Raw genomic sequence first — 26,201 nt, forward strand, 5'->3', positions numbered from 1 at the left:
CTGCCCGCTCAGACCGTCTGGACCACGAGGTTGTCGAGGTCCATGTCCGTCGCCTCTTGTGTCATCAGGAACCAGACCAGCAGGCGTGCGGTACCAAACGGTGTGGTGAACTCGAGCGGCCCGATCGTACCGACGTCATTGACAGTATATGATCTGGTACCGGTCAGGTTGATCGATGCAATCTCACGCCCATTCTCGTCCAGGCAATCCACGCCGACCCAGATCTTCTTGCCCGGAACGCCCACGCGCGTCGCCTCGACCGACACCGCGTAATTGGTGATTTCCGACACCAGAATACCGCCGGTCCTGAGGTAGTCCTGGCTGATCCCGGTCCAGGCTGCGTTGCTGCCATCGCAGACGATCTGCCCACCGACGAGGTTGATCCCCGCCGACTCGTCCCAGGCCGCGGGATTGTCGAACCCGGCATCCACAGCGACATTCGGGCCCGGCCCGGCGCCTTCAGGGATGGCGGGCAGCAGGGCCTCGTTGATGGTTTCGTTGACAAAATCCCCGATACCGTTGGCCAATGTCGTCCCGACTGCGCCGATATCGTTGGTCGAGACCGCGCCGTCGCCGTTCCTGTCCAGTGGTCCCAGGGGTTTCAACCGGGCCTGCTCCAGCGCGTCCTGCCGATCGGCCGGCTCGAACGTGCTGCCCTGGAAAATGTCGCTGTAGCTGGTCAGGTCGGTTGGGTCGACCTTGCCGACATAGTTGCCGTAGACCGTGTTGCCGGTGTGATAGCCATCCCGGTTGGTGTCGATCCAGTGGCAGACATTGTAGCGAATGACGCTGTCGCTGAACGGGCCGAAGATCTGCGGCGAAAGCGGAACGACGCCATCCGCCACCGGCTCACGGGCCGGCAGGAAGGTGTTCCCCTCGATCTCCGCTCGCTGGATCGTGTGTTCGAACGTCACCCCGTGGCCGGATTGCAGGTAGGCGACATTCCCCTTGATCGAGAAATCCCGGTAGATATCCGCCTCGTTCACGAGGGCATGGAACAGCATGAACTGGATGCCGTTTCCCTTGCCATCCGCATCGACGACATCCGTCGCGCCCGGGAACACTGTGTTTCGATGGATGCGGACGTTGTGCACGTCGCCACCGGGCAGACTGCCTCCGCGTGGGAAGGCCTGTATGAAATCGGCATGCCGGTAATTCGCGTATGACCCTGCCCAGTCGGTGAATACGTTGTCGAAAATGTCGACATTGAAGGTGTCACCTCCCGTCGGCCGCGGGCCGAGTCGGGCAAAGTCGCCCCACATCTGCGTGGCCGAACAGCCGCGAACGGTGATGTTGTCGCCACACAGGCTCAAGGCGTTGACCATGTTGTGGAAGGTGCAATCCTCGATCAGCAAGCCGGAGATCCCGAGTTTGGTTCCGATCCCACTTGCCTCCAGTCCCGGCAGTTCCACAACTCCGGGTTCATAGGCCCCAAGCAGGCAGTCGACGTCACAGCGACGGAAGGTGATATTCTCACCGACGCCGTCGCCATAGCGGCTGAACTGCACGACATGCTTGACGATATGCGGATTGATCGCGCCGAACGCGTCATGGGCCAGCGCGAAGTTGAGATCCTCGAACGTCACGTTTCCAAAGACGCCCTCCATGGCGAACAACTCCATGCCGGTCAGCGTCGGACGGTCGTTCACATCTGACGGACGCAGCGTGACAACCTCCGTGAAATCCTTGCAAAGCTCCCTGAAGTCCTGGTTCCAGGTATCGTGTGTCCCCGGCCGGATCTCGATCGTTCGGCCGCTGATGGGCGCACCGAGGGCGATGATCGACAGGATCTCCTCTGCGGAGGCGGCGGACATGGTGTTGCCGACGACGTCGATTTCAACCGTCTCCCCGCTATCCATCGCAATCGCGTAGACGCCCTCGCCGAGCTTGTCCGCCTCGCCCTGTGCAGTTGGCACGAGATATCCGTTGGCAATCTCGAAATGCCCTGAGTCGTTGCCGGCGGCGATCTCGCCTCCGGTCACGGCGATCCCCCCCTCACCGGCACGGGTCAGCGCACCAAAGCGGACCAGATCCGCAGGCGTCCCTCCGGCAGAGACGGCAGGCCCGCTGATGTCCACAATTCGGATCTCGTGGATCTCGTAGCTGCGATTCTGTGTCACGACCCCTGCCACTCCAAAGGAAAGCTCAAGGCGACATGTTTCTTTGGGTGCAGGTCCGAATTCAAGTGTATCCATGTCGCGGCGGGCACGGCGCTCGACCAGGACCCCTCCACTGGAATCGAGAAACCGCAGGGAACAGGAGCAGGTCGCAGCCACATCCGGGTTTGGGCGAGCCTTGAAATGCACCTTGTAGCTCCGCCCCGGAAGCGCTGCACGGCGCAGGGCGAGCCGGGGATTGGACTCCGAGGTGTCGCCGAACACCATGGCACCGGGAGTCTCATCCTCGATCATAACGAGCGTCGGGTCGTGGACCAGCGAGCCCGGCACGATGTCGAAATCGGCACGTGCATCGTCGGCAAACCCATTGGCATAGAGCTTGATCGCACTGTCCGGATCGGCGTCTTGTCCCGAAAACACGACCTGAACCGGATAATCGCGACTCTCCGACGCGCCATTGCTGAGGCGGTATGTGAACTGACCGGCGAGGACGTGTTCATCGGGCAGCGGCACGGTGACGCCCGTGTCATCGTAGGTGACTCGCCCCGACGCGGTGACAGCAACCTTGCCACCGACGCCGCCTGTCAGAGTGTACCATCGGGTATCGTAGTTCTGGTCCAGGTTGACGCGGGAAACCTGCAGCGCGCGCCCCTGCGGATCGAGGCTGTCTGTCAGCAGATTGAAACCCGTCTGTTCGGTTCGGATTACCATGTCCATTCTCCAAAGGTCCTGCGGCGGGCGACGTTGCGCCGGCATTCATGTTCCCGTTCCGGACGGATGCGCTGGCCTCGCCGGTGGTGCGGGGACTGGGCCCCTTCCGGCGGTCCTTCGCAAAATCTCCGCGACTTTCTTTACCAATCGTTAAACGTTGCGAACGCAGACCGCTCCGACCCGGACATGGCTGGTGGATCAGGTTTTGATCGTCATGCAGTGAGCAATCCGGGGAACTCCGCCGCGGCCAGAATCGTGGACGGGACGAAAGGGCGATGACAGAGGGGAGTTCACCAAGTACTTCTTGGCCACCACCAGCATGAAAGGATTTGCCATGAAGGGCGCACAGGACTTCCTTGAAGAAGCAAACGCAGTTGTTCCGCGGATCTCGCCGGAAGAGGGGATCGAGAAACACGCCGCCGGTCAGACCGTTTTCCTCGACGTGCGGGATTCTTCCGACATCGCGAATTCAGGCACCATCAAGGGGGCCGTACGCATCCCCCGCGGCATGATCGAGTTTGCCGCCGACCCGAGCACACCGTTTCACGAAACGCGGCTGACGCAGGACGCGGACATCGTTCTTGTCTGTGGCGCAGGCGGGCAGGCCGCACTGGCGGGCAAGACCCTGCACGATATGGGCTACAAAAAAGTCTCGAACGTGGGTGGTTTCAAGGACTGGAAGGACGCCAACGGCCCGACCGAGGACTGATTGCAGTACAGACGTCTCTGTCCGTCGCGGCCTCAGCCGCGGCGGACCTCCTCGACGAAACCGGCGACGAAATCGGATAGCTTCTGCCGCGCGGCGTCATCCACCAAAACGCCATCGGCATCGAACGCCTTTCGCGCCTGAGAGAGCATCAACCGACCACCATGCCACTGTCGCGCCTTCAGCGCACGAAGCACGGGCAACCAGGCGTCCTGGCACAGAATCGTTCCGAATCCCCCGGGGGAGGCCCCCATGACCGCAACCGGCTTGCCGGCAAACACCCGCGCGCCCGGACCGCTGCCGATCCAGTCGATCGCGTTCTTGAAAACACCGGGAATGCCGTTGTTGTATTCCGGCGTGACGAGCAGCAACCCATCAGCCGCGTCGATCTCATCGCGCAGCCGCAAGACACTCTCGGGAACGCCCTCCCCGTTCTCCACGTCCGCATCATACAGCGGCACGCCCCGGATCGTGCCGATCTTCACTTCGGCCCCAACTGGCGCAACGCTGGCAGCCGCGCGCAACAAACTGGCATTGAAAGATCCCTCGCGAAGACTGCCGCTCAACCCAAATATCGTGGTCAAAGTCTCTCCCTTCCGTGCTTTTCAACCCTTTACCAGATGGGGGACATGCACGTTTTGACAAGTCGATCGCCGCGAGATCACACGCGAAGTGACTGCCTTGCCATGTGTCAACCGACGAGCCGAGCTGTATGATCTCAGGTCAGCCCTTTGCTCCGCGGGTGGCAGCCATCGTTCCGAAACCCGCGACGAGCGACCCTAGTGGTGCCGGTGGACTTTCCGATCACTTGACCTCGCCACCCGAAAACAGGGGCGTTTCTCAGTAATCGAGACCAAGCTTTGCCACGGCCCAAACGGCTACCTTTCAGGGGGCGTTGCGCGGATTGCCGGGCGCATGGTCCAAGGCAGGCCGATGCCTCCACTCTGGACCTTGTTCGATTGTGCAAGAACGTGATCGCCTGACCCGGAGTGGGACAGAAGAAGCTGTCGCTGTGCAAGGGAATGGGATCGCCCCGAGAGCCGTCTCTTCCCGGCCGCATGTTTTCTCAGAACAGGTAGAACTGCGACCGGCATTTCGAACGGGAGCCAGTCGAGGCCAATTCTATCGACGAAGCCCCAGCGCCCCTTCCTAGCGAAAGCCTTGCCCGGCCAAACCCATGCCTGAAAAAACGATGATTCAGGTCGTCGCTCCAGAAGACATCGACGATGTAGCAAGGCCTGCGACGATTTCCCCAAAAGCAAGGGCGCCCGAAGGCGCCCTTACGAAGTCAGTTCCAACTGCCGAGCGTTCAGTGCTCGGTCGCGGCGGCCACGTCGATGGTCACGCCCGGGCCCATGGTCGAACTCAGCGAGATCTTCTGCATGTAGCTGCCCTTGGCGCCCGAGGGCTTCGCCTTGGCAACGGCGTCGCAGAAGGCCTTGACGTTTTCGACCAGCTTGGCCTCGTCGAAGGACGCTTTGCCGACGCCGGCGTGGACCACGCCACCCTTCTCGGCCTTGAACTGGACCTCACCGCCCTTGGCGGCATCAATGGCCGTCTTGACGTCAGGGGTCACGGTTCCAACCTTGGGGTTCGGCATCAGGTTGCGCGGGCCGAGGATTTTGCCGAGGCGACCGACGACCGGCATCATGTCCGGCGTGGCGATGCAACGATCGAAGTTGATCTCGCCACCCTGGATGGCCTGCATCAGGTCTTCGGCGCCGACGATATCCGCACCGGCTTCCTTGGCTTCTTCGGCCTTGTCACCGCGGGCAAAGACAGCGACGCGCACGGTTTTGCCGGTGCCGTTGGGCAGCGTGACGGTGCCGCGAACCATCTGGTCGGCGTGGCGGGTGTCGACGCCGAGGTTCATCGCGATCTCGATGGTCTCGTCGAACTTGGCGACGGCATTGCCCTTCACCAGTGCGACGGCTTCCTCGACGCTCAGTGATTCCTTGCCGGCAACAGCTTCACGGGCGGCGCGGGTACGTTTTCCAAGCTTGGCCATGATTTACCCTTTCACCTCGATACCCATCGACCGGGCGGAGCCCAGGATGATCTGCATTGCTGCGTCGATATCGTTCGCATTGAGGTCCTTCATCTTGGCCTCTGCGATTTCCTTCACCTGCGCTGCGGTCACGGAGCCGACGGTTTCCTTGCCAGGGTTGTTGGCAGCGGACTTGAGCTTGGCAGCCTTCTTCAGGAAATAGGACGCCGGAGGCGTCTTGATGTCCATCGTGAAGGACTTGTCCTGATAGTAGGTGATGATGGTCGGGCACGGCGCACCGGGCTCCATGTCCTGCGTCTTGGCATTGAACGCCTTGCAGAACTCCATGATGTTGATGCCACGCTGACCGAGCGCGGGGCCAACGGGGGGGGACGGGTTCGCCTGTCCGGCGGGCACCTGAAGCTTCATGGTGCCGGCGAGTTTCTTGGCCATCTGGCCTCTCCTTCTTCCAACGACCCGCGAACGCGTTCGGGGCCTTCGATGTTGTCGTGGTCAGGTTCCGGGCGCGACCGGGCTGCCTCCCACGCTTGATCCCGGCGCATGCCGGGACAGGCGGATTTCCCGCCCGAACGCTCAGACCTCCTTGGAGACCTGAGTGAATTCCAGTTCGACCGGGGTCGCCCGGCCAAAGATCGACACCGTCACCTTCAAGCGCTGGTTGTCGTCGTCCACATCCTCGACCATGCCCGAGAACCCCTCGAACGGGCCATCGGTCACGTTCACGGTCTCGCCCACTTCGTAAACGATCAGCGAGCGCGGCGCTTCCACGCCTTCCTCGACGCGGTTGAGGATCTGGTTCACCTCGGCATCGCGCATCGGCATCGGCTTGCCCTGGGGACCAAGGAAACCGGTGACGCGGTTGATCGAGTTGATCAGGTGATAGCCGCGATCGCTCATTTCCATGTGCACCAGCACGTAACCGGGCATGAAGCGGCGCTCAGCGGTGACCTTCTTGCCGCGGCGAACCTCGATGACTTCCTCGGTCGGCACGAGCACCTCGTCGATCTCGTCTTCGAGACCGGCCTGGACCACATCGTGACGGATCTGTTCGGCAATCTTCTTCTCGAAATTCGAGAGGACGCTCACCGAGTACCAACGCTTCGCCATGTGCAGTGCCTTGCCTTTGTTCCTTTCCGACCCGGGGGTCGGTCGTTTCAATTTCGCAGGGCCGGTTCGCCCTTTCTCCAACAAAAAGCGGCGTGCGACTCGAATCGATGCACGCCCTTGTCGGAGAGTTCGGCTGCTTTAGCGCCCCGAACGACGGGATTCAAGGGCGCGGACGCGCCCAAGGCCCTGATCAGCCGAACATTCCGAGCACGGCTTTCAGCGCTTCGCGGATGCTCAGGTCCACCAGAAAGAAGAAAATCGCGGTCAACGTTGCCATGACAAAGACCATCGCCGAGGTCAGCAACACCTCGCGCCGCGACGGCCAGACGACCTTGGCGACTTCGGAGCGCACCTGCTGGATGAACTGGAGTGGGTTTGCCATAGTCTGACCTGCGGTTTCGGTTCGGGTGGTTCAGGCGCTGCACATACGCGGCCCTTCGGGTGAATTCAAGCGGTGTCCGCCCGAAAGGCGCGTAACAGGCGGGTAAGCCCATTTGCGCCATGGCAGATGTCCGGCTCGGGCACGTGAAACCGCAAGAGCCTCCTGCGGTGTCACGGCACAGGGAAGCGCCGGAAGCCTCCGGGTTCGACGGATCTCCGCCCGGGCCACGGGTTGGTCTGCCGTGGCACCTTTTTCGGGCCCCGCAACCGCCCCACGGCCTCAGACAGAAGTACGCCCGCTGCTCAGAGCATCGAAGGCACGATCAGGTCCGGTGGCCGGTGTCCATCGTCAAAGGTCTTGATGTTGATGATGACCTTCTCGCCCATCTCGATGCGGCCTTCGACCGTCGCCGATCCCATCTGCGGCAGCAGGACCACGTTGTCGAGGTGACGCAAGCGGGGATTGATCTCTGCGCCATGCTCATAAACGTCGAGGCCCGCTCCTGCGAGTTCGCCCGCGCGCAGCATCCGTGTCAGTGCGTTTTCGTCCACGACCTCTCCCCGCGAGGTGTTCACGAGCAACGCTGAAGGCTTCAACAGTTTCAACCGCCGCGCATTCATCAGGTGAAAGGTCGAGGGCGTGTGCGGGCAATTGATGGAAATCACGTCCATCCGGCTGACCATCTGGTCCAGGCTCTCCCACCAGGTCGCACCCAGACCTTCCTCGACCTCCGCCTGCAACCGGCGGCGATTGTGATAGTGCACTTCCATGCCAAAGACATTTGCCCGGCGCGCAACGGCCTGTCCGATCCGGCCCATACCGAGGATGCCGAGCCGCCGTCCACCCACACGCCCGCCCAGATACGCGGTCGGCGCCCAGCCGTCCCACTGACCGGTCTGCATCACCGCGAGTCCCTCGGGGATACGGCGCGTCACGGCGAGGATCAGCGCCATGGTCATGTCCGCCGTGTCTTCCGTGGTCACACCCGGTGTGTTGGACACCAGGATGCCGCGCTGCCGCGCAGTGGCGACATCGATGTTGTCGACCCCAGCCCCATAGTTGGCAATCAGCTTCACCCTTTCGCCCGAGTGCGCCAGCATGGAGGCGTCAATATGGTCGGTGATCGAGGATACGAGCACATCGGCGCGACACATCGCTGCGATCAACTCGTCGCGCGTCATGGGACGGTCGTCCTCGCGCAGTTCGGTGTCGAACAGCTCCGCCATGCGGGTCTCGACAACCTCTGGCAACCGTCGCGTAACGACAACACTCAGCCGTGGCTTCGGCATTTGTCCCCTCCTCAAACTTCCCTGGGCTCAACCTCGCTGTCAGAGTGGCGAGAGAAGCGGTGCAGCACAAGCGCCCCCGGAACCGAGCGACAAAAAGACATGGGACGACAGGCATTCCAACGCCAATTCAAGGCGTTTCCCTCATGGATTCCGGCTTTTCCGGCTTGGATGGCGGCCATCGTGCTGTGTCTCGCCAGCCTGATCGCAGGTGATTCTGCGGCGCAGCAAGTCGATCGGGGACCGGTCACGAACCTGCCGCTTCCACGCTATGTCTCGCTCAAGGCAGCCGAGGGCAATGCCCGCCGGGGGCCGTCCCTCAGCCACAGGATCGACTGGATCTACAAGCGCCGTTCGTTGCCACTACAAGTGACTGCGGAATTCGGCCACTGGCGCCGGGTACGTGACCGCGACGGCGCCGGCGGCTGGGTCCATTACTCGCTTCTGTCCGGCGTGCGCACCGTTCTCATCGAGAAGGACATGGCGCAGCTTCGCAGCAAGCCATCCGAGGATGCGCCGGTTGTTGCGCAGGCGGAGGCCGGCGTGGTTGCCCGCCTTGGTGAATGTACCCAAAGCTGGTGCCGCGTGACGGCCGGTGGTGAACGCGGCTGGATCCCGAAGGCATCGATCTGGGGCGTGGACCCGGGCGAGGTCCGGGAATAGGTCGCTAGCCCTCCGTCCCGACGGTTTCCGGAACGTCCGAGGACCGGTCCCCCATCAGATAGCGCGGCCCTGTACCGCGTTGGGCGGCCTTGTCCTCTGCGTTGTAAAGCGCGCAGCTCTCCAGCGAGAGACATCCACAACCGATACACCCGTCCAGATTGTCCCGCATCGCCTCCAGCGCGGCGATCTGCCGGTCGAGATCCGCGCGGATCGTTCCGGCGATCCCGGCCCAGTCTTCGCGCGTCGGGGTCCGGCTTTCGGGCAGCCTCGCGAGTTCGGCGCGGATTCGCTCCAGCGAAAACCCGAACTGCTGCGCGATCTGGATGAAGGAAAGGCGCCGGATCTCCGATCGCGCAAACCGCCGGTGCCCGCCAGCGTTGCGTTCCGCCCGGATCAGGCCTTGCACCTCGTAGTAGCGGATTGCCGAAACGGCGATCCCGGTACGGGCGGATAGTTGTCCAATGGTGAGTTCGCGGCCAAGCGGCATGGGGAGGCTCCCGAGAAATGTCTTGATCTGAAGTGAGGTTTAGAAATTATCACCGGTCGCGTAAAGGGAATCACACAGATGGAGGGCCACATGGGCACCGCTACACTGGAACACGCGAATATCACCGTCTCCGATCCGAAGGCCACGGCGGCGGAACTGATCGACCTCTTCGACTGGCACATCCGCTGGGAGGGCGAAGCCATCAGCGGCGGCTACACGGTCCATGTCGGCAACGACACTACCTACCTCGCCGTCTATGCCCCTCCGGGTGACAAACACCGCCCCGAGGGCAGCAGCTACGCGACCCTCGGCGGGCTGAACCACATCGGCGTAGTGGTCGAGAACATCGAGACTGCCGAGGCGCGCGTGAAGGCCGCCGGCTACACCCCACACAACCATGCCGACTACGAGCCCGGGCGCCGATTCTACTTCGACACCTCCGACGGGATCGAGATCGAGGTGGTGAGCTACTCCTGACCTGCCCCGCAAAACGATGCGCATTTCGGCGGATTGAGTATCGCGGCAATGGCCTGCCGGGCCGCAAAGCCCGGCTGGGTTGGGGGGGGAACGTCGAGTTCAACCCGGCTCCGGGTGTCGCCATGCCCAGACAGTGACAGGTGTACACCGCATGGCATCCACCCCTTCAGCAGCCGGTTCGCCACCGATTTCATCCGCGCTATGCGGCTGATCAGGCGGCAGGCAGGGCGCGTGCGATACCGCAACAATCGCTGCGTGACAACGCTGGCGGCGAGCAAACGGGAAGCTGATGGCCCTAAGCAGTGGCAGGCAGCTGGACGCGCCAGCCCGTGATCCGGTCCGAATGGCACATGTCACTCGCAATGTGCGGCCGGAGTTGGAGCGCGGGACTGACGCGACGAGCACGCCACGCTGAGCCGCCGTTCCGGGGCTTCCGCCTCCGGACCGTGCAAGGTAAAGGAGGCGCGTTGTTCAATCAGCCTCGCCCGCGTCAACCGTCCAGGAGTGCTTCCGGATGCCTGCCCACCACACCCGAATGAACATCATCGCCGCTGTGGCCTCCTGTTCGGTGGCGCTGGTGCTGGTGCTGCTAAAGCTCTGGGCGTTCGGCCAGACCGGGGCGCTCTCGATCGCAGCCTCTTTGGCCGACAGCGGGATGGATCTGGTGGTGTCTCTTGCGGCATTTGCCGCGATCTTCTACGCGGCGCGGCCTCCCGACAAGGATCACACCTTTGGTCACAACAAGGCCGAAGATCTCGCGGCGCTCGGACAGTCCCTTTTCATCCTCGCGGCGGCTGGTGTCATTGCCTGGGGATCGGTTCATCGCCTGATCTCGCCCGAACCGCATGCGTTGGCGGCAGAAGGGCTCGGGATGGCGGTAATGCTGGTCTCAATCGTGCTCACGCTCGGGCTGGTGCTGTTTCAACGCCGGGTGGCGCGTCTGACCGGCAACCGCGTCGTGGCCGCCGACGCATTGCACTACATCGGCGACCTGCTACCCAACATCGGCGCCGTCGTCTCGCTGTGGGTGTCCTCGCGCTACGGGATCGGCTCCATCGACTCCATTGTCGCCCTTGCCGCAGCGCTTTTCATGGCAAACGGTGCCTTGAGGATCGGCAAAGGCGCGTGGAATGCACTGATGGACAAGGAAGCCGCGCCGGAGGTCGTCGCCGAGATCGAGATGCTCGCGGGAAGCTGGCCCGGGATCGAGAGCTACCACGATCTGCGCACACGTTCCTCCGGCTCACGGGTCTTCGTCAATCTGCATGTCGAGATCGACGGGCGGCTCACCCTGACCGAGGCACATGATATCGGCGCGGGACTGCGCCATGCAATTCTGCGGAAATACCCGCAAGCCGACGTCATCATCCACAAGGATCCGATCCGCCACCCTGCGAAGGAAGCAGCGGATCACGATGTGGCCTAGGCCGCCGTGTCCAACCCCCGCCCCTTGAGCAGCGCCTCTATCCCGGGCAGCCGGCCGCGAAAGGCCGTGTAGAGGACATCGGGCTCTTTCGAGCCGCCAGTCGACAGGATATGCGCCTCAAGGGCCTTCGCCGTATCGGGATCGAAGGGATCACCGACCTCCTCGAAGGCGGCGAACGCGTCCGCGTCCATGACCTCCGACCACATGTAGCTGTAGTATCCCGCGGCATAGCCGCCGCCATGGAACACGTGGGCGAAATGCGGCGTGGCATGACGCATGCGGATGGCCTGCGGCATCCCGATGCTTTCCAGCACCTCGGCCTGTTTTTGCACCGGGTCGGCAGGCGGTGGACCGTCATGGAACTCGAGGTCGACCATGGCCGAGGCGATGAACTCCACCGTCTGGAAGCCCATGTCGAAATTCGCCGCTGCCAGTACGCGCTTCAGCATCGCCTCCGGCATTGGCTCGCCGGTTTCGGCGTGCGTCGCGAACTGCTGCAAAACCTCGGGCACTTCCAGCCAATGCTCGTAAAGCTGGCTCGGCAGTTCCACGAAGTCGCGTGGGACCGAGGTGCCCGAAATGCTCTCGTAGGTCACGTCGCTCAACATCTGATGCAATGCATGGCCAAACTCATGGAAGAGCGTCCGCGCATCATCGTAGGACAGCAATGCGGGCGAGCCCTCGGCTGGCTTGGCGAAGTTGCACACGTTGATGACATGGGGGCGAATGTCACCCGCGAGCTTCTGCTGGCTGCGCAGCGCGGAACACCAAGCCCCCGACCGCTTACCGGAGCGGGCAAAATAGTCGGCGATGAAAACGGCCACATGTTCGCCATCCCGCGTGACATCCCATGCCCGGGCATCGGGGCTGTGCAACGTCGCATCGACCGGCGCGAACTCGAGCCCGAAAAGGCGACTGGCACAGTCGAAAGCCGCCTCCACCATGCGGTCGAGTTGCAGGTAGGGCTTCAGCTCGGCCTCGTCGAGGTCATGCTCGGCCTTGCGGCGCTTCTCCGCATAGTAGCGCCAGTCCCACGGTTGCAACGGCAGATCGCCACCGTCGGCCACGAGCATCCGCTCCAGAACCTCCGCGTCCGCATCGGCGCGGGCCTTTGCCGGGGTCCAGACATCCATCAAAAGCTTGCGGACGTTCTCCGGCGTCCCGGCCATCTCGGTCTCCACCTTGTAGGCGGCGAAAGTGTCATAGCCGAGCAGTTGCGCCCGTTCATGGCGGAGCGACAGCATCTCCGCGACCATGGCACGGTTGTCGGTTTCGCCGCCATTGGCCCCACGGGAGGTCCATGCCTCGTAGGCCACCTTGCGCAAATCGCGGCGCGGGGAGAATTGCAGGAACGGCACCACCAGCGAACGCGACAAGGTTACCACGGGACCGCCCACCCCCTTCTCGGCACCGGCGGCACGCGCGGCATCGACCACGAAGCCCGGCAGCCCTTCGAGATCACCTTCGGACAGTTCCATGAACCAGTCCCGCTCATCGGCCAGCAGGTTCTGCCCGAATGCCGTCCCGAGTTCCGCAAGCCGCGTGTTGATCTCCCGCAAACGGGTCCGACCGGCATCGTCGAGGGCCGCCCCGGCTCGGCGGAACCCTCGGTGCGTCAGCTCCAGCACCCGCGCCTGCTCCGTGTTCAGTCCGAGATCCTCGCGCTGCTGCCAAAGGCTGTCGATCCGGGCGAAGAGCGCCTCGTTCAGGTAGACGTCCGAGGAATAGGCCGCCAGTCGCGGGGAAAAGTCCCGCTGCAGCGCCTCCCGTTCCGGGTTGGAATCCACACTGGCCAGGGTGAAGAACACCGACAACACGTCGGAGAGCTGTTTGCCCGCGAGTTCCAGCGCCTCGATCGTGTTGGCGAAATCGGGCGGCTCGGGACACTCGGCGATCGCCTCGACCTCCGCTTTGGCGGCCTCGATCGCCAAGTCGAAAGCCGGAGCAAAATCGGCGTCCGTGATGGCCGCAAAATCGGGAAGATCGAAAGGCGTGGTGCGCTCTGCAAGCAACGGGTTGGTCATGGCGGGGCTCCGTCAAAGAGGTTTGATCGGAACCTAGGGTGCCCCGCCAGCGGTTGCCAGTGCTACTCGACGGTGATGGTGATCACGTCCGAGACAACGGGCGGGTCGTGCGGCACATGGTTCAGATCGCCCAGCACCAGTTGCAGCGTGTGCGATCCGGGTGCCAGCTCCAGCGTGACTTCGGTTTGCCCCTTGCCGAAATGGATGTGGTTGTCATCGGCGGGAAGGTTGGTCGTCAGCTCGTCGGCACCGTCTTCGCCTTCGCCCAGCTGCGGACGGTCGATCAGGATGTGATGGTGCCCCGAGTTTTCCATCTCTGTGCCGGCCGGAGCAACCTCCATTCCCTCCAGTCCGAACTGGATCGTGACGGGCGACGCCACCGTTGCGCCGTCCTCGAGGTTGGCGAAATACACTCTCGCCCCTTCGGGCGACGCTGTGTCCTGTGCAAACACCGGCGCTGCGGCAAGAACGGCGGCAAGAAAAAAGGCTCTCATGGAATATCCTCCACTGCATTCAGTGATCTGTTCGCAGAACAAGGATAGCGCATTCCTCAAGCGTTACCAAAAAACGCAGTCCAGCCCCTGCCATGAAGCCGCCGACCGGAGCCGAGCATGCAGCGCCGGAGAAGCCTCTCCCTTGCGGGGCGCTATCCACCCGTGGTGTCCGACCACGTCGCCCCCGGTCGCACGGATGGCTTGGCTCCAGGGCGGTGTCAGGTGGTTCAGGTTCCGGAGATAGTGGAGTTGCAATCCTCCCGCTTTGCTTGGCCGGCGCAGGCAGGGCCGAGATGCGCCTTGCGCACGTTGAAGCGCATGCTGCCAAGACACGAGCCCTCACGTGTTGCGCGGACGGACTCCACGCGTTCCATCGTATCTAACGATATCACGGGGTGACGCGGCTTTTCTCCGGCGCGATGGACGCCAAACAGGCGCTCAACCCGGCTTGCGGCTCATGTGCCGTTCGAACCGCCGCAGCGCGAGCGACAGGGTCACGGTCATCAGGAGATAGAGATAGGCGACCACGTTGTAGGTTTCGAAATAGCGGAAGTTGCCAGCGGCGGTGATCTTGCCAAGCTGCGTGATGTCCATCACGCCGAGGACCGAGACAAGGGAGGAATCCTTGATCATCGCGATGAAGTCATTGCCAAGCGGTGGCAGGATCGTCCGGATTGCTTGCGGAAACACGATGAAGCGGAACCGCTGCCAGTTGTTGAGGCCCAGCGCCTTCGCGGCCTCGACCTGCCCCTCGTCCACGGATTGCAGGCCGGCGCGGAAGACCTCTGCGATGAAGGCCGAGTAGCCAATAGTCAGCGCGAGGATGGCGCGCCAGATCAGGGGGAAATCGCGGGTCCGGATCGTCTCCATCCCCAGCCCATCAAGCCCCCAGTTCACCGCCGCCACCAGTCCCGGCGCAATGACGAAAGCCACGTACAGCAGCAGCACGATGATCGGCAGACCGCGCACGATCTCGATATAGAACCGCGTTCCTTCCCGCAGTAGCCGGTAGCGCGAGAGGCTGCCCACGGCCAGCCCAAGTCCGATCATACAGGCAGAGGAGAACCCGACAGCCGTGACAAAGAGGGTGATCCAGACACCGCGGCTCAAAGTCACCAGCACCTGGGTGTAGAGATCGTCGGTCACAATCCTCCACAAGAAGAACGCCGCCAACCCTGCTGCCGCAACCAGCCACCAGGGGAATTCACTGTCCTTCGGAGCCTTGCCCAAGTCCTGCCTCGCAAGGGCGGTCCCGCAAGGGGGCCGGCCCGTCTTCGTTCGGTGTGTCGTCCCGCCGATTGTCACGCACGACATGCGCATTCCTCCGCCGGGACAGAGCCAATTCAGCAGTGCAGACCGCCCATCAGCCGCCCAGCTTGTAGTCGAGGAACCACTTCTTGTTCAACGCGTCCAATGTGCCGTCTTCCTTAAGCGCCCCGATTGCGGCGTTGAAGGGCTCCACAAGCTCGGATCCCTTGGGGAAGATGAAGCCGAAATCCTCTGTGCCCAGCGGCTCACCGATGATCTTCAGCCCGCCGTCGGATGCGGAGACATATCCCTGTGCGGCCGTGCTGTCCGAAAGTGCCATGTCCACGTCGCCCACGCGCAATGCCTGGATCGCGGCGCCGAAGGTCTCGAACAACTTCATACGCGGGTTCTGCTCGTCGCCATCCAGAACCTCGTAGATGCCAACGTAGAACGGAGTCGTCCCGGGTTGCGCACCGATCAGAAGATCCTCGTCGGCGGCAAACGCCTTGTGATCGGCGAACCGCTCCTCATCGCCACGCACGAGGATCATCATCTCCGAGCGCAGATAGGGATCGGAGAAATCGACCTTTTCCGCGCGATCCTCGCGGATGGTGATCCCTGTCATGCCCATGTCGTATTGTCCCTCGGACACCGAGGCGATCATCGCGTCCCAGCTGGTGTTCTCATAGACGACGGAGATGTTGATCCGCTTCGCGATCTCCTCCATCGCGTCATATTCCCAGCCGATCGCATCGCCCGTCTTGGGATCGACAAACTGGAGCGGCGGGTAGGCGTTCTCGGTGACGATCACGACCTCCTTGCCGCCAAGATCCGGCATCTCGGCCAGGGCCGGTACGGCGACAAGCAGCGCGGCGGCTGCAAGCGCAAGCGACGTGGGATTTTTCATCGGGACTCTCCACTGTTGTTTGGCCGAAGTATGACCGGCAACGGCGCAGTGTCCAGATCACCCGTGGCAGACCGGGCAATCCTCCCGGGACTTCAGGGCAATCTGCCGCGTCTCCGCATAGAGCGCATCATACAGAAGCATCCGCCCGCGCAGCGGCTCGCCGGCCCCCGCGATCAGTTTGACCGCCTCGGCCGCCATCATCGTTCCAACGACTCCCGGAAGTGGACCGAACACCCCGGCTGCCGCGCAGCTGGGGGCGAGTTCCGGCGCCGGCGCCACGGGGAAGACACACTCATAGCAAGGCGCACCGTTCTTGGGATCGAACACGGAGATCTGCCCCTCCCACTGGCTCAATGCGCCGGACACCAGGGGAATTCCCGCCGCCACGGCGGAGCGGTTCGCGAGGTAGCGCGTGTCAAAGTTGTCCGTCCCGTCGAGCACCAGGTCATATTCGGCAAACAGCTCCACCGCGATTTCTTCGGTAAGCCGCCGATGGTACGGAAGGACGGTGATGAACGGGTTCAGTGCCTCCATCGTGGCCTTGGCCGAGAATACCTTGGAGGCGCCGATGCTCTCGTCACGATGGATCACCTGCCGTTGCAGGTTGGCATTGTCGACCTCGTCATCGTCGATGACCCCGATGGTGCCAACGCCCGCCGCCGCGAGGTACAACAGCGCTGGAGAGCCAAGCCCGCCCGCGCCGATCACCAGAACTTTCGCGTCCTTGAGTTTTTTCTGCCCCGGCCCGCCAAGCTCGCGTAGTACGATGTGCCGGGCATAGCGTTCCAACTCCGCATCGCGGAATGCACCCGGTGCCGCGTCTGTTTCGGCCTCGGCCGGCTGTGCGCGGGTCTTCAGCCATCGAATACCGCGCGCATAGACCATCCCGAGCAGCGCCGCCGCGCCAAGCAACAGCCACAACGCCGGCGATTCTCCGGTCGCCATCCGCAAGGGATGTCCATCGGGCAGAACAAGGTGCTCCAACAACACGCCGACATAAAGGATGCCGATCATGGTCCAGCGCATCCGCTTCGGCGCGTTCATCAGTACGCCAGCGCCCCAGATCACCCCGGCTAGAAGCAGGACCAACAGCATCAGCCACGCCCCGTGGAACCAAAGCCCCCGGTTCCACGCGTCGTGGCGCCCAACCCTTCGGTCAGTTCGAAGCGCGCCTGGACGACGGGGGCGACTATCGCCTGCGCAATGCGCTCACCATGGGCGATGGTGAAGGGCACATTGCCGAGGTTGATCAACAAGACGCCCAGGGGGCCGCGGTAGTCGGCATCAATCGTACCCGGCGTGTTGGGCAGGCTGATCCCGTGCTTGAGAGCCAGGCCGGAGCGAGGGCGGATCTGCATCTCGTATCCCCCCGGGATCTCGACCCGCAGCCCCGTTGGAACGATCCGGCGCGCCATGGGCTCCAGTGTAAACCCATCAGCGCGATCCTCCGGTGCCAGGTTGGCCCGCAGATCTGCCCCCGCCGCGCCTGCCGTCTCGTACCGTGGCAGCGCGACCTCCGCGTCGGCCCACTCTTCCCGGATCACCTTGACCGAAACTCTCATGTAAGCGCCTCGGCAATCCGCGCGGCAAGGCGTTTCGCAACCTCATCCTTCCCGAGCCTTGGCCAGACCTCCGGCCCCTCGGCCGAGATCAGCGTGACCTCGTTCTCCGTCCCGCCCATGATCCCCGTACCTTCGGAAACGTCATTCGCGAGGATCCAGTCGCAGCCCTTGCGGTCCCGCTTGGCCGTGGCATGGGCGACGACATCGTTGGTCTCTGCTGCGAAACCCACAACAAGCGCAGGGCGACCTGCGGCCATGCCAGATACCTCGGCGAGGATGTCGGGGTTTTCCGCGAACTCCAGCGCCGGGGCCTTGCCGCTCCCATCCTTCTTCATCTTGCGTTCGGCCGCGTTGGCAACATGCCAATCCGCCACGGCCGCCGCGAATACGCCCGCCTCCGCCGGCAGTCCGTTCAGCACGGCATCGCGCATGTCCCGCGCGGTCTCGACCCTGACGATGTCGACTCCGTCCGGCGGCGGAACCGACGCCGGTCCGGTCACAAAGGTGACGTCAGCCCCAAGGTCGCGCAACGCGGCTGCAATCGCGGTGCCCTGCGCGCCCGAGGAACGATTGGCGATATAGCGCACCGGATCGATGGGCTCATGCGTCGGCCCGGAGGTCACGATGATCCGTTTGCCCGCAAGCGGGCGCGGTGTGGCCCCCAGTGCAGCTTCCACCGCCTGCACGATTTCATGGACCTCCGCCATGCGCCCGAACCCGAACTCGCCGCATGCCATCGGTCCCCTGTCGGGCCCGACAACCCGGATCCCGTCGCCACGCAATGTCTCCAGGTTGCGCTGCGTCGCCGGGTGCTCCCACATGCGCACGTTCATCGCCGGCGCGATCAGAACGGGCTTGTCCGTGGCCATAAGCAAAGTTGAGGCAAGATCATTGGCATGTCCGTTGGCCATCTTCGCCATCAGGTCGGCCGTTGCTGGTGCCACGACGACCAGATCGGCGTCCCGGCTCAGTTCGATATGGCCCATCTCCGCCTCGTCCGTCAGGTCGAACAGATCGCGGTAGACCTTTCGTGCCGACAGCGCCGATGCGCTCAGGGGCGTGACGAACTGCTCTGCGGCCGGCGTCAGCACAGGTGTCACGGTGAATCCACGGTCCCTGAGGCGCCGGATCAGATCCAGCGACTTGTAGGCAGCGATACCGCCCCCGATGATCAGAAGAATGCGCCGGTGCAATGCCATGGATCCCGTCCCTCGAAGTATCTGCACCCGGTTTAGGCAGGCCGGTGCCGGAATGGCAAGCTCGCCCGCCTATCCCCTTGCGCGAACGACCGCCCCGCGTCCACGCGCCAAAGGCGCGCCCGGCCCCAAGGATCCCTGGCGCCCGTGGCGCCTCGGATCGAGGGGAAGCCTCTATCCCTTTGTGAACACTGCACAGGGATCTTCGCGCTCCGCAGCCTCGGTCACGATCCATGTGTCATGCGGTTGGTCAGGGTCAGCGCGAAGTTCGACCTGTGCGAGGCTCACCACCGAAATCCCCGGCGACATCGCCTCCAGGTAGACCGGCATGCCCCAATCCTTCCGAGTGTGGCCGTTGCCCGTGATCACGGCCACCGGCCCGCCTGTCTCCTCCAGCGCCTGCAATGCGACCGCCGCGAAGCGCGCATCACGCAACCGCTGCGCCTCGACCATACCTCCAAGCATCTCCTCGGGCAGTGCGTCGCAATGCGCCGCCAGTTGGAATGCCTCCCGCTCTGCCTGCACGGCCTCGGGAAGCGGGCCCAGGCCGCTGTCCTCGGCGCCCCCGCCAAACACGTCGGCCGCGCCGCGCTTCATCGCATCCAGAAGGTCATCGCGATCAACAGCCATTCCGTACACTGGCGCCGACGGCGCGGCGAGGAAGACAGGGTGATACATCTCGAAGTCCGGCCAACCGCCATCGTCCCAGCCAATCGCATCCGCCAGGGCCTGCGGATCGGACCGGTCCATTTCGTTGACGATACCGGCCTGCGCGGCGTTCAGCATCTCGAACACCAGCGCGGTGGGTTCCAGCGCCGCAACGGCCGCCGCCTGCGCGAGATGATGCGCAGGATTGTCGTGCACCTCGCCAAGCAAAACGATCTGCGCACCGGACATGTCCAGCGCCTCAACCGACGCAATCTCGGCGGCACCGGCGGACGCGGAAAGTGCCAGACTCATCGAAATGGACGACGCAAGGACCCTCATGCGAGAAAGTCGTACACCGCGCCGGCCCGTCCCTCCAGTGCCTTTCTCATCTTGCCAAAGGCCGCCGCCTCCAGTTGCCGAACCCGCTCCTTCGACAGCCCCAACTCGCCACCGAGCGATGCCAGCGTGCGCGGTTCAGGCCGTATTCGCCGTTCGCGAACGATGAACTGCTCCCGCGCAGTCAACTCGTCCAGAGCCTCAAGGATCCACTGGCGAACAACTTTCGAATCTTCGTCCTGCGCCACGGTCTCCTCGGCTGACCGGCCGCCATCCTCGATGGTATCGATCCATTCGCGACCATCCTCATCGCCCCCTTGCGGCGCATTGAGGGAGAAATCCGAGCCGGAGAGCCTTCCGCGCATCATCATCACATCGCCGACGGGAACACTCAGTTCCATCGCGATACGCTCCTCCAGTTGCGCCCGGTCCAGTTCCTCGCCGCGCTCTCCCGCCTCGCGCTCAAGCCGGGCCTCAAGCCTGCGGAGGTTGAAGAACAGGGATTTCTGACTGGTGGTCGATCCGGTCCGCACAATGGACCAGTTCCGCATCACGTGGTCCTGGATCGAGGCGCGGATCCACCACACGGCATAGGTGGAAAAGCGCACTCCCCGGTCCGGGTCGAACTTCTCGGCCGCTTTCATCAGGCCAAGACTGGCCTCCTGAATGAGGTCGTTCATCGACGCCCCGTAGCGACGAAACTTGGACGCCATGGAAATCGCCAGCCGCATGTAGGCGGTTACAAGACGGTGCAGCGCCGCCTCGTCACGCCGGTCCCGCCACGCTCGCGCGAGTTCCAACTCCGTCTCCGCATCCAGAAGTTCCGCCGACATGGCCTTGCGCGTCATGGTGCGGTCACGAGGGCTCTGCGCGTTCATGCTGTCCTCCTTTGGCCCGAAGAGGGCTTTCGCTATCCTGTTCGCATCTGATACGCACCAGATCGACAAACGGATCACCCGAACCACGCCACGACCCATGACACCCCAGATCACCCTTGTCCTTGGAGGCGCCTCCTCCGGCAAATCCGCCCGCGCCGAGGCGTTGGTGCGCCACCTTGGGCGGCCACGGATCTACCTGGCGACCTCGCAGGCGTTCGATGCGGAGATGGAGGCCAAGATTGCGGCCCACCGGGCCGACCGTGGCACCGGCTGGGACACGAGGGAGGCGCCGCACGACCTTGTTGGGGCGCTTGGGGATATCCCTGCGGGACATGCCGTCCTGCTGGACTGCATCACTATGTGGCTCAGCAACCGCCTGTTGGCCGATGCCGATCCGGAGGCCGAGTTCCCCGCTCTGCTCGCAGCTCTGGAGAGCTGTGCCTGCCCGGTTGTCGCGGTGTCGAACGAGGTTGGTCAGGGACTTGTGCCCGAGACGGCGCTGGGTCGGCGTTTCCGCGATCTTCAGGGCCGCCTGAACCGGCAGATCGCGCAACGCGCCGACCGCGTCGTCGCCGTCATGGCCGGCCTGCCGCTCGCCCTCAAGGGCAGCCTACCGGAGGATGTCGAATGGTAACATGGTGGTGGATCCGGCACGGGCCAACGCACCGACGTGACATGAACGGCTGGACGGATGTTCCGGCCGACCTGTCTGATACCGACCTCCTGCGGCGGGTCGCCGATCACTTGCCTGAAAATGCCCCGGTGATCTCCTCCGACCTTTCCCGCGCGATCACGACCGCTGACGCGATACAGGGCAGCCGCCCACGCCTGCCCCATGATCGCGGATTGCGCGAAATCCACTTCGGCGCCTGGGAGGCCCGCACATTCGATGACGTGCAGGAAGAGGACCCCCGCCTCGTTCGCCGGTACTGGGAAGCGCCCGGCGACGTTCGCCCGCCCGGTGGTGAGAGTTGGAACGACCTGTCCCAGCGGGTAAACCGTAGCGTCGACTGGCTGACCGGAGAGGCCGGCGACATCATCGCGGTGGCCCATTTCGGCACAATCCTCAGCCAGGTTCAACGCGCGCTTGGGTGCTCTGCACTTGAAGTCATGGCCCGGAAGATCGACAATCTCTCCGTAACCCGCCTCCAATTCAACGGGCGCGGGTGGGACGCCGACATCATAAATCATAATTTGTGATGCTTTTGCGAATATATATAAATTTGCGTGAAGTCTTGATTGACGATAGCCTGCCCGCATGACCTATCAGCTTCATATTGGTGACTACACCTACTCGAGCTGGTCGCTGCGCGGCTGGCTCCTGTTCGATCGGTTCGGTTTGCCGGTCCGCACTTCGTTCGTCGATTTCAACAAGGGCAGTGTCGCCAGCCAGATGGCTGCCCTGCCACCGGCCCGGACAGTGCCGACACTTGAGACCGCCGACGGCACGGTCATCTGGGACTCGCTTGCGATTGCCGAGGAACTGGCGAGCCGGCATCCCGAGGCAGGTCACTGGCCGTCGGATCCGGCGGCAAGAGCCATTGCCCGCAGCCTCGCCGCCGAGATGCACTCCGGTTTCATGGCCCTACGCAGCGACTGCCCGATGAACCTCCGCACCGCCTATTCGGATGCGGCCCCCTCCGAGGCCGTCCTCGCGGACCTTAAGCGGCTTGAAGAGATCTGGGCTTTCGCCAGAGACGCCACCCAACCCAAGGGGCCATGGCTTTGCGGAGAGTATTCGGCAGCCGACGCGTTCTTCGCGCCGGTCGCGGCCCGCATCGCCGGGTATTCCCTACCGGTCTCGGACCGCGCATGCGCCTATGTCGAGGCCCATTTGGCCGATCCCTCGTTTCGGCGTTGGCGCGCGTTGGGTCTGGTTCTCGGAGGACACCTTTCCCGCTATGATCAACCCCATCCCACAATGGCATGGCCCGCAGTCGCAACGCTGCCGGCCCGGGCTGTGAAAAATGGTCCGTCGGTGAACGCCGCCTGCATTTTCTCTGGCAAACCCGTCACCCATTTCGCGGAGGTGAACGGGATCGTCATTGGCCTGTGCAACCCGACCTGCCGTGACAAGGTCGTGGCCGATGCAGCGGCATGGCCCGCAGTATGCGATCTGCTTGGTATTAACTGAATATCAACCCATTCCCGCGCATCAGTCGATCACTGATTTAACCAGGATTGGCGGGGCGTGAGAATGGTGGCGCGAGCCCATACAGTGGCGTTCGAGGGGGTGGAGGCGCGACCGGTCGAAGTGCAATGCGCGGTCACACCCGGACTGCCGGCATTCTCCATCGTGGGTCTGCCGGACAAGGCGGTCAGCGAGGCGCGCGAACGCGTGCGCTCAGCTTTGCAGGCGATGTCCATCGCCTTGCCCTCGAAACGCATCACCGTAAACCTATCTCCTGCCGACCTGCCGAAAGAGGGGTCGCATTTTGACCTGCCCATCGCGATGGCGCTGCTGGCCGCGATGGATATCCTGCCAACGGAACTTGTGGAACGCACTGTTGCCCTTGGCGAGTTGTCCCTCGACGGTGGGCTGGTGCCGGTGATCGGTGCCCTGCCCGCTGCGATGACAGCCGCCGCCGAGAGCATGGACTTGCTGTGCCCGAGGGCCTGTGGCCCGGAAGCCGCCTGGGTCGAGGCGGCCCATGTCATCGCGCCAGACACGCTTGCTTCAGCCGTGCGACACTTCACTGGACAGACCCCCCTGGCCCCTGCCCGCCCCGGAGAGGTTGTCCGGGATGTCGGACCAAAGGATTTCCGGGAGGTCAAGGGGCAGGAGCGTGCCAAGCGTGCCTTGGAGATCGCCGCCGCCGGGCGACACCACTTGCTGATGGTTGGTGCGCCCGGGTCAGGCAAATCCATGCTTGCCGCCCGTGCACCCGGCATCCTGCCACCGCTATCGCCGATCGAGGCGTTGGAGACCTCGATGATCCACTCACTAGCCGGCACGCTGGTGGATGGAGGCATCTCCCGGCAACGTCCGTTCTGCCAACCGCACCATACCGCCTCCATGCCAGCAATCGTCGGGGGTGGGCGCGGCGCGCGGCCCGGTCAGATCTCGCTTGCGCACAATGGCGTGTTGTTCCTCGATGAACTCCCGGAGTTTTCCCGCCAGGTACTGGAGACCCTGCGCCAACCCATCGAAACCGGCGAGGTGGTCGTGGCGCGCGCCAACGCACATGTGACCTATCCCTGTCGTTTCCTTCTGTTGGCTGCCGCCAATCCGTGTCGCTGCGGCCACCTCGCCGACCCTGCCCGCGCTTGTGCCCGCTCTCCGGGGTGTGGCGAAGACTACCTCGGCCGGATCTCCGGTCCACTGATGGACAGGATCGACCTGCGGATAGAGGTTCCGCCGGTTGCCTTCACGGATCTCGACTTGCCGGAGGCCGTCGAAGGCACGGCTGACATCGCAGCACGTGTGGCCGCCGCCCGGGACGTTCAAAGCCAGCGCTTTGCGGAAACTCCGGATCTGCGGGTCAATGCCGATGCTGAAGGCAGCGTTCTGGAACAGATTGCCTGCCCCGACCCGGAGGGGCACGATCTTCTGCTCAAAGTGGCAGAGAAGTTCGGCCTGACCGCGCGCGGATACCACCGCGTTCTGCGTGTGGCACGGACGATTGCCGACCTCGACGGAAGCGATACCGTTCGGCGTCCGCATGTCGCGGAAGCGGTCGGATTTCGCCTAGTGCACGGCCTGGTCAATTAGGCACCGCGACCGCAATCGCCTGTTTGCTTGATCTGACAACTATGGAAGGAACGGTGACGACCTGGCGGCGCGCTTGCCGGGCAACGGCGTGGCACCAACTGCACGATCTCGTGGCCGCACTCCAATCGATGTCTCGTTGTGTGGGCCACCTCGACTCACATCGCCGCAGGTTCCAATCGCACAGTGCTAAGCGCCCATGATGCGGAGTCTCTTGCTACTCACGATTGCCCTAGCCCACTCGATCAGCGCTCAGAGCGCCCAGTCCGAAAAAGGGACTTTTCGAACCATGCCGAAGAGCTTGGATACACCTTCTTCGTCGCCGAACTGGCCGGTATCGAATGGCGGTCGACATTCGCGATAGGGTTCATTCCAGCGTCACGGCGTTGTCCCGGTCAGTCAAAATCCCGCGCGGCCAGCGTTCTGTGGATTTCCCGGCGGACAAGTTTGCGAACGTTTTGCGTGATCTTCTCACCGAGTTTTCCACGGAGTTCCTCGTGGACGATTTCAACGACAAGGGCGCGCAGCATCTCTTCGTCCATCGGAGTCAGAGCGGTCTCGAAAATGTTCTCGTCGAGTTCATCATCTTTGCGGTTTTGGTCACCAGCATTCGGAACATCTTCCCGCGCCCGAGAAGGAGCCACACCGGAGAGAACATCCGCGAAAGCCCCCATTTTCCATGGGTGGGACGCGGCATCCTCGCCGTTTTCGGTCGCCTCGGTTTCCACCACATCGTCGTGATCCGGTTCTTCCGACGAAGCCTCGGGCGGTTCGGGACTGTCCATAGACAGCGCCTCCTCCGCGGGATTGGGCTCTGGCTTCGAGTCAGCCTCCAAACGCAATCCACCCAAAATCCGTGAGACATGCTCGCCTTCGACAACTTCCGCCTCCGTTGGAGACCCGTCTGCGTCCGCCTGGCTGGCGTCGGCCTCGTCGTACGGAACGCGTTCGATCACTTCAGCCTGCCGTGGACCGAATCTGAAACCCGCACGCGGAGCGTTTCTCGGCGGATCAGGGTCTTCCCGGTCGTCTTGGGCGTTGGCTGGTTCACCCCGCATGTCGGAATCTGGCTTGGCCTCCGGGTCCTCTTGGCCGGCAGCGAGAGGAGCATCTTCGATCGACTCGGCGTCTCCGTCTGACAGGGACGGTGTCTTGATGCCGACCGGATCATCCAATGCATCTACAATCGGCGTACCCGGATCCTCCCCCTTGTCCACGCGAATTGACGCCTTCCCGCTTTCTATCGCGGACCGAAGTGCGGCCTCATCCCTTTCCATCGCGGAGCGCAGGAATGTCGGCATGCCCTCGGGCAGAACGATTGCCTCCGCCTCGGAGGTCTCGCCATCGGCAACAGGTTCCTCTGCAGCGGTTTCGTGGACAGGATGAAACTCGATCTCGTCCGGCGAAAACCCTTCCGGCCCGGAACCGAAACCTGAAACCGCCGATGAATCGACCTCTGTTCCTGGAGCGGTGTCTTCGTCGGCATCGCGGTTCCACGCGGCGACCGAATCCTCATCGGCCGGCTCATCCGGGATGCGCAGCGCAGGCGTCAGAACAAGCGCATCGGGTTCCAGACGCTCGGCGGCCGCCTCCTCTGAATCCGCAGCGGTTTCTCCCTGCACACCCGCAGCAGCATTGTCTTCTTGCTCAGTGGCGGAGTCGGGGCGGTCCTTGCTGCTCGATACGAGTCGCCGGATTGACGACAGGACATCCTCGATCTCTGCATTCGTCACTGGATCAGACATGCTCGCTCCCGCCAATTGCGTTTCCCTCAAGGTACGTCTGCCGACCCTCTTGCACAATACGATCCAGACGGGGCGGATCACTCC

Annotated in this window: 26 protein-coding genes; 8 read left to right on the forward strand and 18 right to left on the reverse strand. The window is 63.3% G+C overall.

Annotated elements, in window-relative coordinates:
* Positions 1 to 8: 8 nt before the first annotated feature.
* Positions 9 to 2,828, reverse strand: a complete 2,820-nt coding sequence (locus CLV78_RS11450) for a hypothetical protein (protein ID WP_106204958.1) — start codon at positions 2,826 to 2,828, stop codon at positions 9 to 11.
* Between the two features lie 334 nt (positions 2,829 to 3,162).
* Here CLV78_RS11450 and CLV78_RS11455 point away from each other — a divergent pair, with 334 nt between their 5' ends.
* A complete protein-coding gene (locus CLV78_RS11455) occupies positions 3,163 to 3,537 on the forward strand; it encodes a rhodanese-like domain-containing protein (protein ID WP_106204959.1) in 375 nt (124 codons plus the stop codon).
* 32 nt (positions 3,538 to 3,569) lie between these two features.
* On the opposite strand, the gene CLV78_RS11460 is transcribed toward CLV78_RS11455, so the two are convergent.
* From CLV78_RS11460 to CLV78_RS11485, 6 genes are all read right to left on the reverse strand, one after another.
* Entirely contained in the window at positions 3,570 to 4,118 is a 549-nt protein-coding gene (locus tag CLV78_RS11460) for an NADPH-dependent FMN reductase (protein ID WP_106204960.1), read from the reverse strand.
* 725 nt (positions 4,119 to 4,843) lie between these two features.
* Entirely contained in the window at positions 4,844 to 5,542 is a 699-nt protein-coding gene (gene rplA / locus CLV78_RS11465; RefSeq protein ID WP_106204961.1) for a 50S ribosomal protein L1, read from the reverse strand.
* A 3-nt stretch (positions 5,543 to 5,545) separates the two neighbouring features.
* Positions 5,546 to 5,974 (reverse strand): 50S ribosomal protein L11, encoded by a 429-nt coding sequence (gene rplK / locus CLV78_RS11470; RefSeq protein WP_106204962.1) that lies wholly within the window; start codon positions 5,972 to 5,974, stop codon positions 5,546 to 5,548.
* Positions 5,975 to 6,115: 141 nt separating this feature from the next.
* Positions 6,116 to 6,649 carry a transcription termination/antitermination protein NusG gene (gene nusG, locus CLV78_RS11475; RefSeq protein ID WP_106204963.1) on the reverse strand — a complete coding sequence of 178 codons (534 nt, stop codon included), beginning with the start codon at positions 6,647 to 6,649 and terminating at the stop codon, positions 6,116 to 6,118.
* Between the two features lie 190 nt (positions 6,650 to 6,839).
* Complete coding sequence (secE, locus tag CLV78_RS11480) at positions 6,840 to 7,031, reverse strand: preprotein translocase subunit SecE (RefSeq protein WP_106204964.1); 192 nt, start codon at positions 7,029 to 7,031, stop codon at positions 6,840 to 6,842.
* 302 nt (positions 7,032 to 7,333) lie between these two features.
* On the reverse strand, positions 7,334 to 8,320 hold the full coding sequence (locus CLV78_RS11485; RefSeq protein WP_106204965.1) for a 2-hydroxyacid dehydrogenase: 987 nt from the start codon (positions 8,318 to 8,320) through the stop codon (positions 7,334 to 7,336).
* 168 nt (positions 8,321 to 8,488) lie between these two features.
* On the opposite strand from CLV78_RS11485, the gene CLV78_RS11490 reads away from it, so the two are divergent.
* A complete protein-coding gene (locus CLV78_RS11490; protein ID WP_106205249.1) occupies positions 8,489 to 8,980 on the forward strand; it encodes an SH3 domain-containing protein in 492 nt (163 codons plus the stop codon).
* A 4-nt stretch (positions 8,981 to 8,984) separates the two neighbouring features.
* Here CLV78_RS11490 and soxR read toward each other — a convergent pair whose 3' ends face one another.
* On the reverse strand, positions 8,985 to 9,467 hold the full coding sequence (soxR, locus tag CLV78_RS11495) for a redox-sensitive transcriptional activator SoxR (protein ID WP_106204966.1): 483 nt from the start codon (positions 9,465 to 9,467) through the stop codon (positions 8,985 to 8,987).
* Positions 9,468 to 9,557: 90 nt separating this feature from the next.
* Here soxR and CLV78_RS11500 point away from each other — a divergent pair, with 90 nt between their 5' ends.
* Positions 9,558 to 9,944: a VOC family protein gene (locus tag CLV78_RS11500; protein ID WP_106204967.1), complete on the forward strand. Its 387-nt coding sequence runs from the start codon at positions 9,558 to 9,560 to the stop codon at positions 9,942 to 9,944.
* A gap of 514 nt (positions 9,945 to 10,458) precedes the next feature.
* The gene (locus CLV78_RS11505) at positions 10,459 to 11,370 is read left to right on the forward strand and encodes a cation diffusion facilitator family transporter (protein WP_106204968.1); all 912 of its coding nucleotides are present in this window, start codon (positions 10,459 to 10,461) and stop codon (positions 11,368 to 11,370) included.
* Here the strand turns inward: CLV78_RS11505 and CLV78_RS11510 are convergent.
* From CLV78_RS11510 to CLV78_RS11550, 9 genes are all read right to left on the reverse strand, one after another.
* A complete protein-coding gene (locus tag CLV78_RS11510) occupies positions 11,367 to 13,394 on the reverse strand; it encodes a M3 family metallopeptidase (RefSeq protein WP_106204969.1) in 2,028 nt (675 codons plus the stop codon). The two genes, CLV78_RS11505 and CLV78_RS11510, sit on opposite strands and share 4 nt — an antisense overlap.
* Positions 13,395 to 13,456: 62 nt before the next feature.
* A complete protein-coding gene (locus tag CLV78_RS11515; RefSeq protein WP_106204970.1) occupies positions 13,457 to 13,888 on the reverse strand; it encodes a DUF4399 domain-containing protein in 432 nt (143 codons plus the stop codon).
* 438 nt (positions 13,889 to 14,326) lie between these two features.
* Positions 14,327 to 15,118, reverse strand: a complete 792-nt coding sequence (locus tag CLV78_RS11520) for an amino acid ABC transporter permease (protein WP_245924997.1) — start codon at positions 15,116 to 15,118, stop codon at positions 14,327 to 14,329.
* Positions 15,119 to 15,251: 133 nt separating this feature from the next.
* The gene (locus CLV78_RS11525) at positions 15,252 to 16,043 is read right to left on the reverse strand and encodes a transporter substrate-binding domain-containing protein (protein WP_106204972.1); all 792 of its coding nucleotides are present in this window, start codon (positions 16,041 to 16,043) and stop codon (positions 15,252 to 15,254) included.
* A gap of 57 nt (positions 16,044 to 16,100) precedes the next feature.
* Positions 16,101 to 17,138: a HesA/MoeB/ThiF family protein gene (locus CLV78_RS11530; RefSeq protein WP_106204973.1), complete on the reverse strand. Its 1,038-nt coding sequence runs from the start codon at positions 17,136 to 17,138 to the stop codon at positions 16,101 to 16,103.
* Complete coding sequence (gene dut, locus CLV78_RS11535; RefSeq protein WP_106204974.1) at positions 17,138 to 17,605, reverse strand: dUTP diphosphatase; 468 nt, start codon at positions 17,603 to 17,605, stop codon at positions 17,138 to 17,140. Before dut ends, CLV78_RS11530 begins: the two co-directional genes overlap by 1 nt.
* Positions 17,602 to 18,804 carry a bifunctional phosphopantothenoylcysteine decarboxylase/phosphopantothenate--cysteine ligase CoaBC gene (gene coaBC / locus CLV78_RS11540; RefSeq protein ID WP_106204975.1) on the reverse strand — a complete coding sequence of 401 codons (1,203 nt, stop codon included), beginning with the start codon at positions 18,802 to 18,804 and terminating at the stop codon, positions 17,602 to 17,604. The genes dut and coaBC overlap by 4 nt, the downstream gene beginning before the upstream one ends.
* Before the next feature lie 171 nt (positions 18,805 to 18,975).
* Positions 18,976 to 19,761 (reverse strand): ChaN family lipoprotein, encoded by a 786-nt coding sequence (locus CLV78_RS11545; protein WP_245925000.1) that lies wholly within the window; start codon positions 19,759 to 19,761, stop codon positions 18,976 to 18,978.
* Between the two features lie 23 nt (positions 19,762 to 19,784).
* Positions 19,785 to 20,663, reverse strand: a complete 879-nt coding sequence (locus CLV78_RS11550) for an RNA polymerase factor sigma-32 (protein WP_106204977.1) — start codon at positions 20,661 to 20,663, stop codon at positions 19,785 to 19,787.
* Positions 20,664 to 20,760: 97 nt separating this feature from the next.
* Here CLV78_RS11550 and cobU point away from each other — a divergent pair, with 97 nt between their 5' ends.
* From cobU to CLV78_RS11570, 4 genes are all read left to right on the forward strand, one after another.
* Positions 20,761 to 21,297, forward strand: a complete 537-nt coding sequence (gene cobU / locus CLV78_RS11555) for a bifunctional adenosylcobinamide kinase/adenosylcobinamide-phosphate guanylyltransferase (RefSeq protein WP_106205250.1) — start codon at positions 20,761 to 20,763, stop codon at positions 21,295 to 21,297.
* The gene (locus tag CLV78_RS11560; protein WP_106204978.1) at positions 21,291 to 21,863 is read left to right on the forward strand and encodes a histidine phosphatase family protein; all 573 of its coding nucleotides are present in this window, start codon (positions 21,291 to 21,293) and stop codon (positions 21,861 to 21,863) included. Before cobU ends, CLV78_RS11560 begins: the two co-directional genes overlap by 7 nt.
* A gap of 58 nt (positions 21,864 to 21,921) precedes the next feature.
* Positions 21,922 to 22,797: a glutathione S-transferase gene (locus CLV78_RS11565; protein ID WP_106204979.1), complete on the forward strand. Its 876-nt coding sequence runs from the start codon at positions 21,922 to 21,924 to the stop codon at positions 22,795 to 22,797.
* 63 nt (positions 22,798 to 22,860) lie between these two features.
* Positions 22,861 to 24,375: a YifB family Mg chelatase-like AAA ATPase gene (locus CLV78_RS11570; RefSeq protein WP_106204980.1), complete on the forward strand. Its 1,515-nt coding sequence runs from the start codon at positions 22,861 to 22,863 to the stop codon at positions 24,373 to 24,375.
* A gap of 392 nt (positions 24,376 to 24,767) precedes the next feature.
* On the opposite strand, the gene CLV78_RS11575 is transcribed toward CLV78_RS11570, so the two are convergent.
* On the reverse strand, positions 24,768 to 26,117 hold the full coding sequence (locus tag CLV78_RS11575; RefSeq protein ID WP_106204981.1) for a hypothetical protein: 1,350 nt from the start codon (positions 26,115 to 26,117) through the stop codon (positions 24,768 to 24,770).
* Between the last annotated feature and the right edge of the window lie 84 nt (positions 26,118 to 26,201).

The sequence above is a fragment of the Aliiruegeria haliotis genome (genome assembly GCF_003003255.1).
Classification (GTDB): Bacteria; Pseudomonadota; Alphaproteobacteria; order Rhodobacterales; family Rhodobacteraceae; genus Tropicimonas; species Tropicimonas haliotis.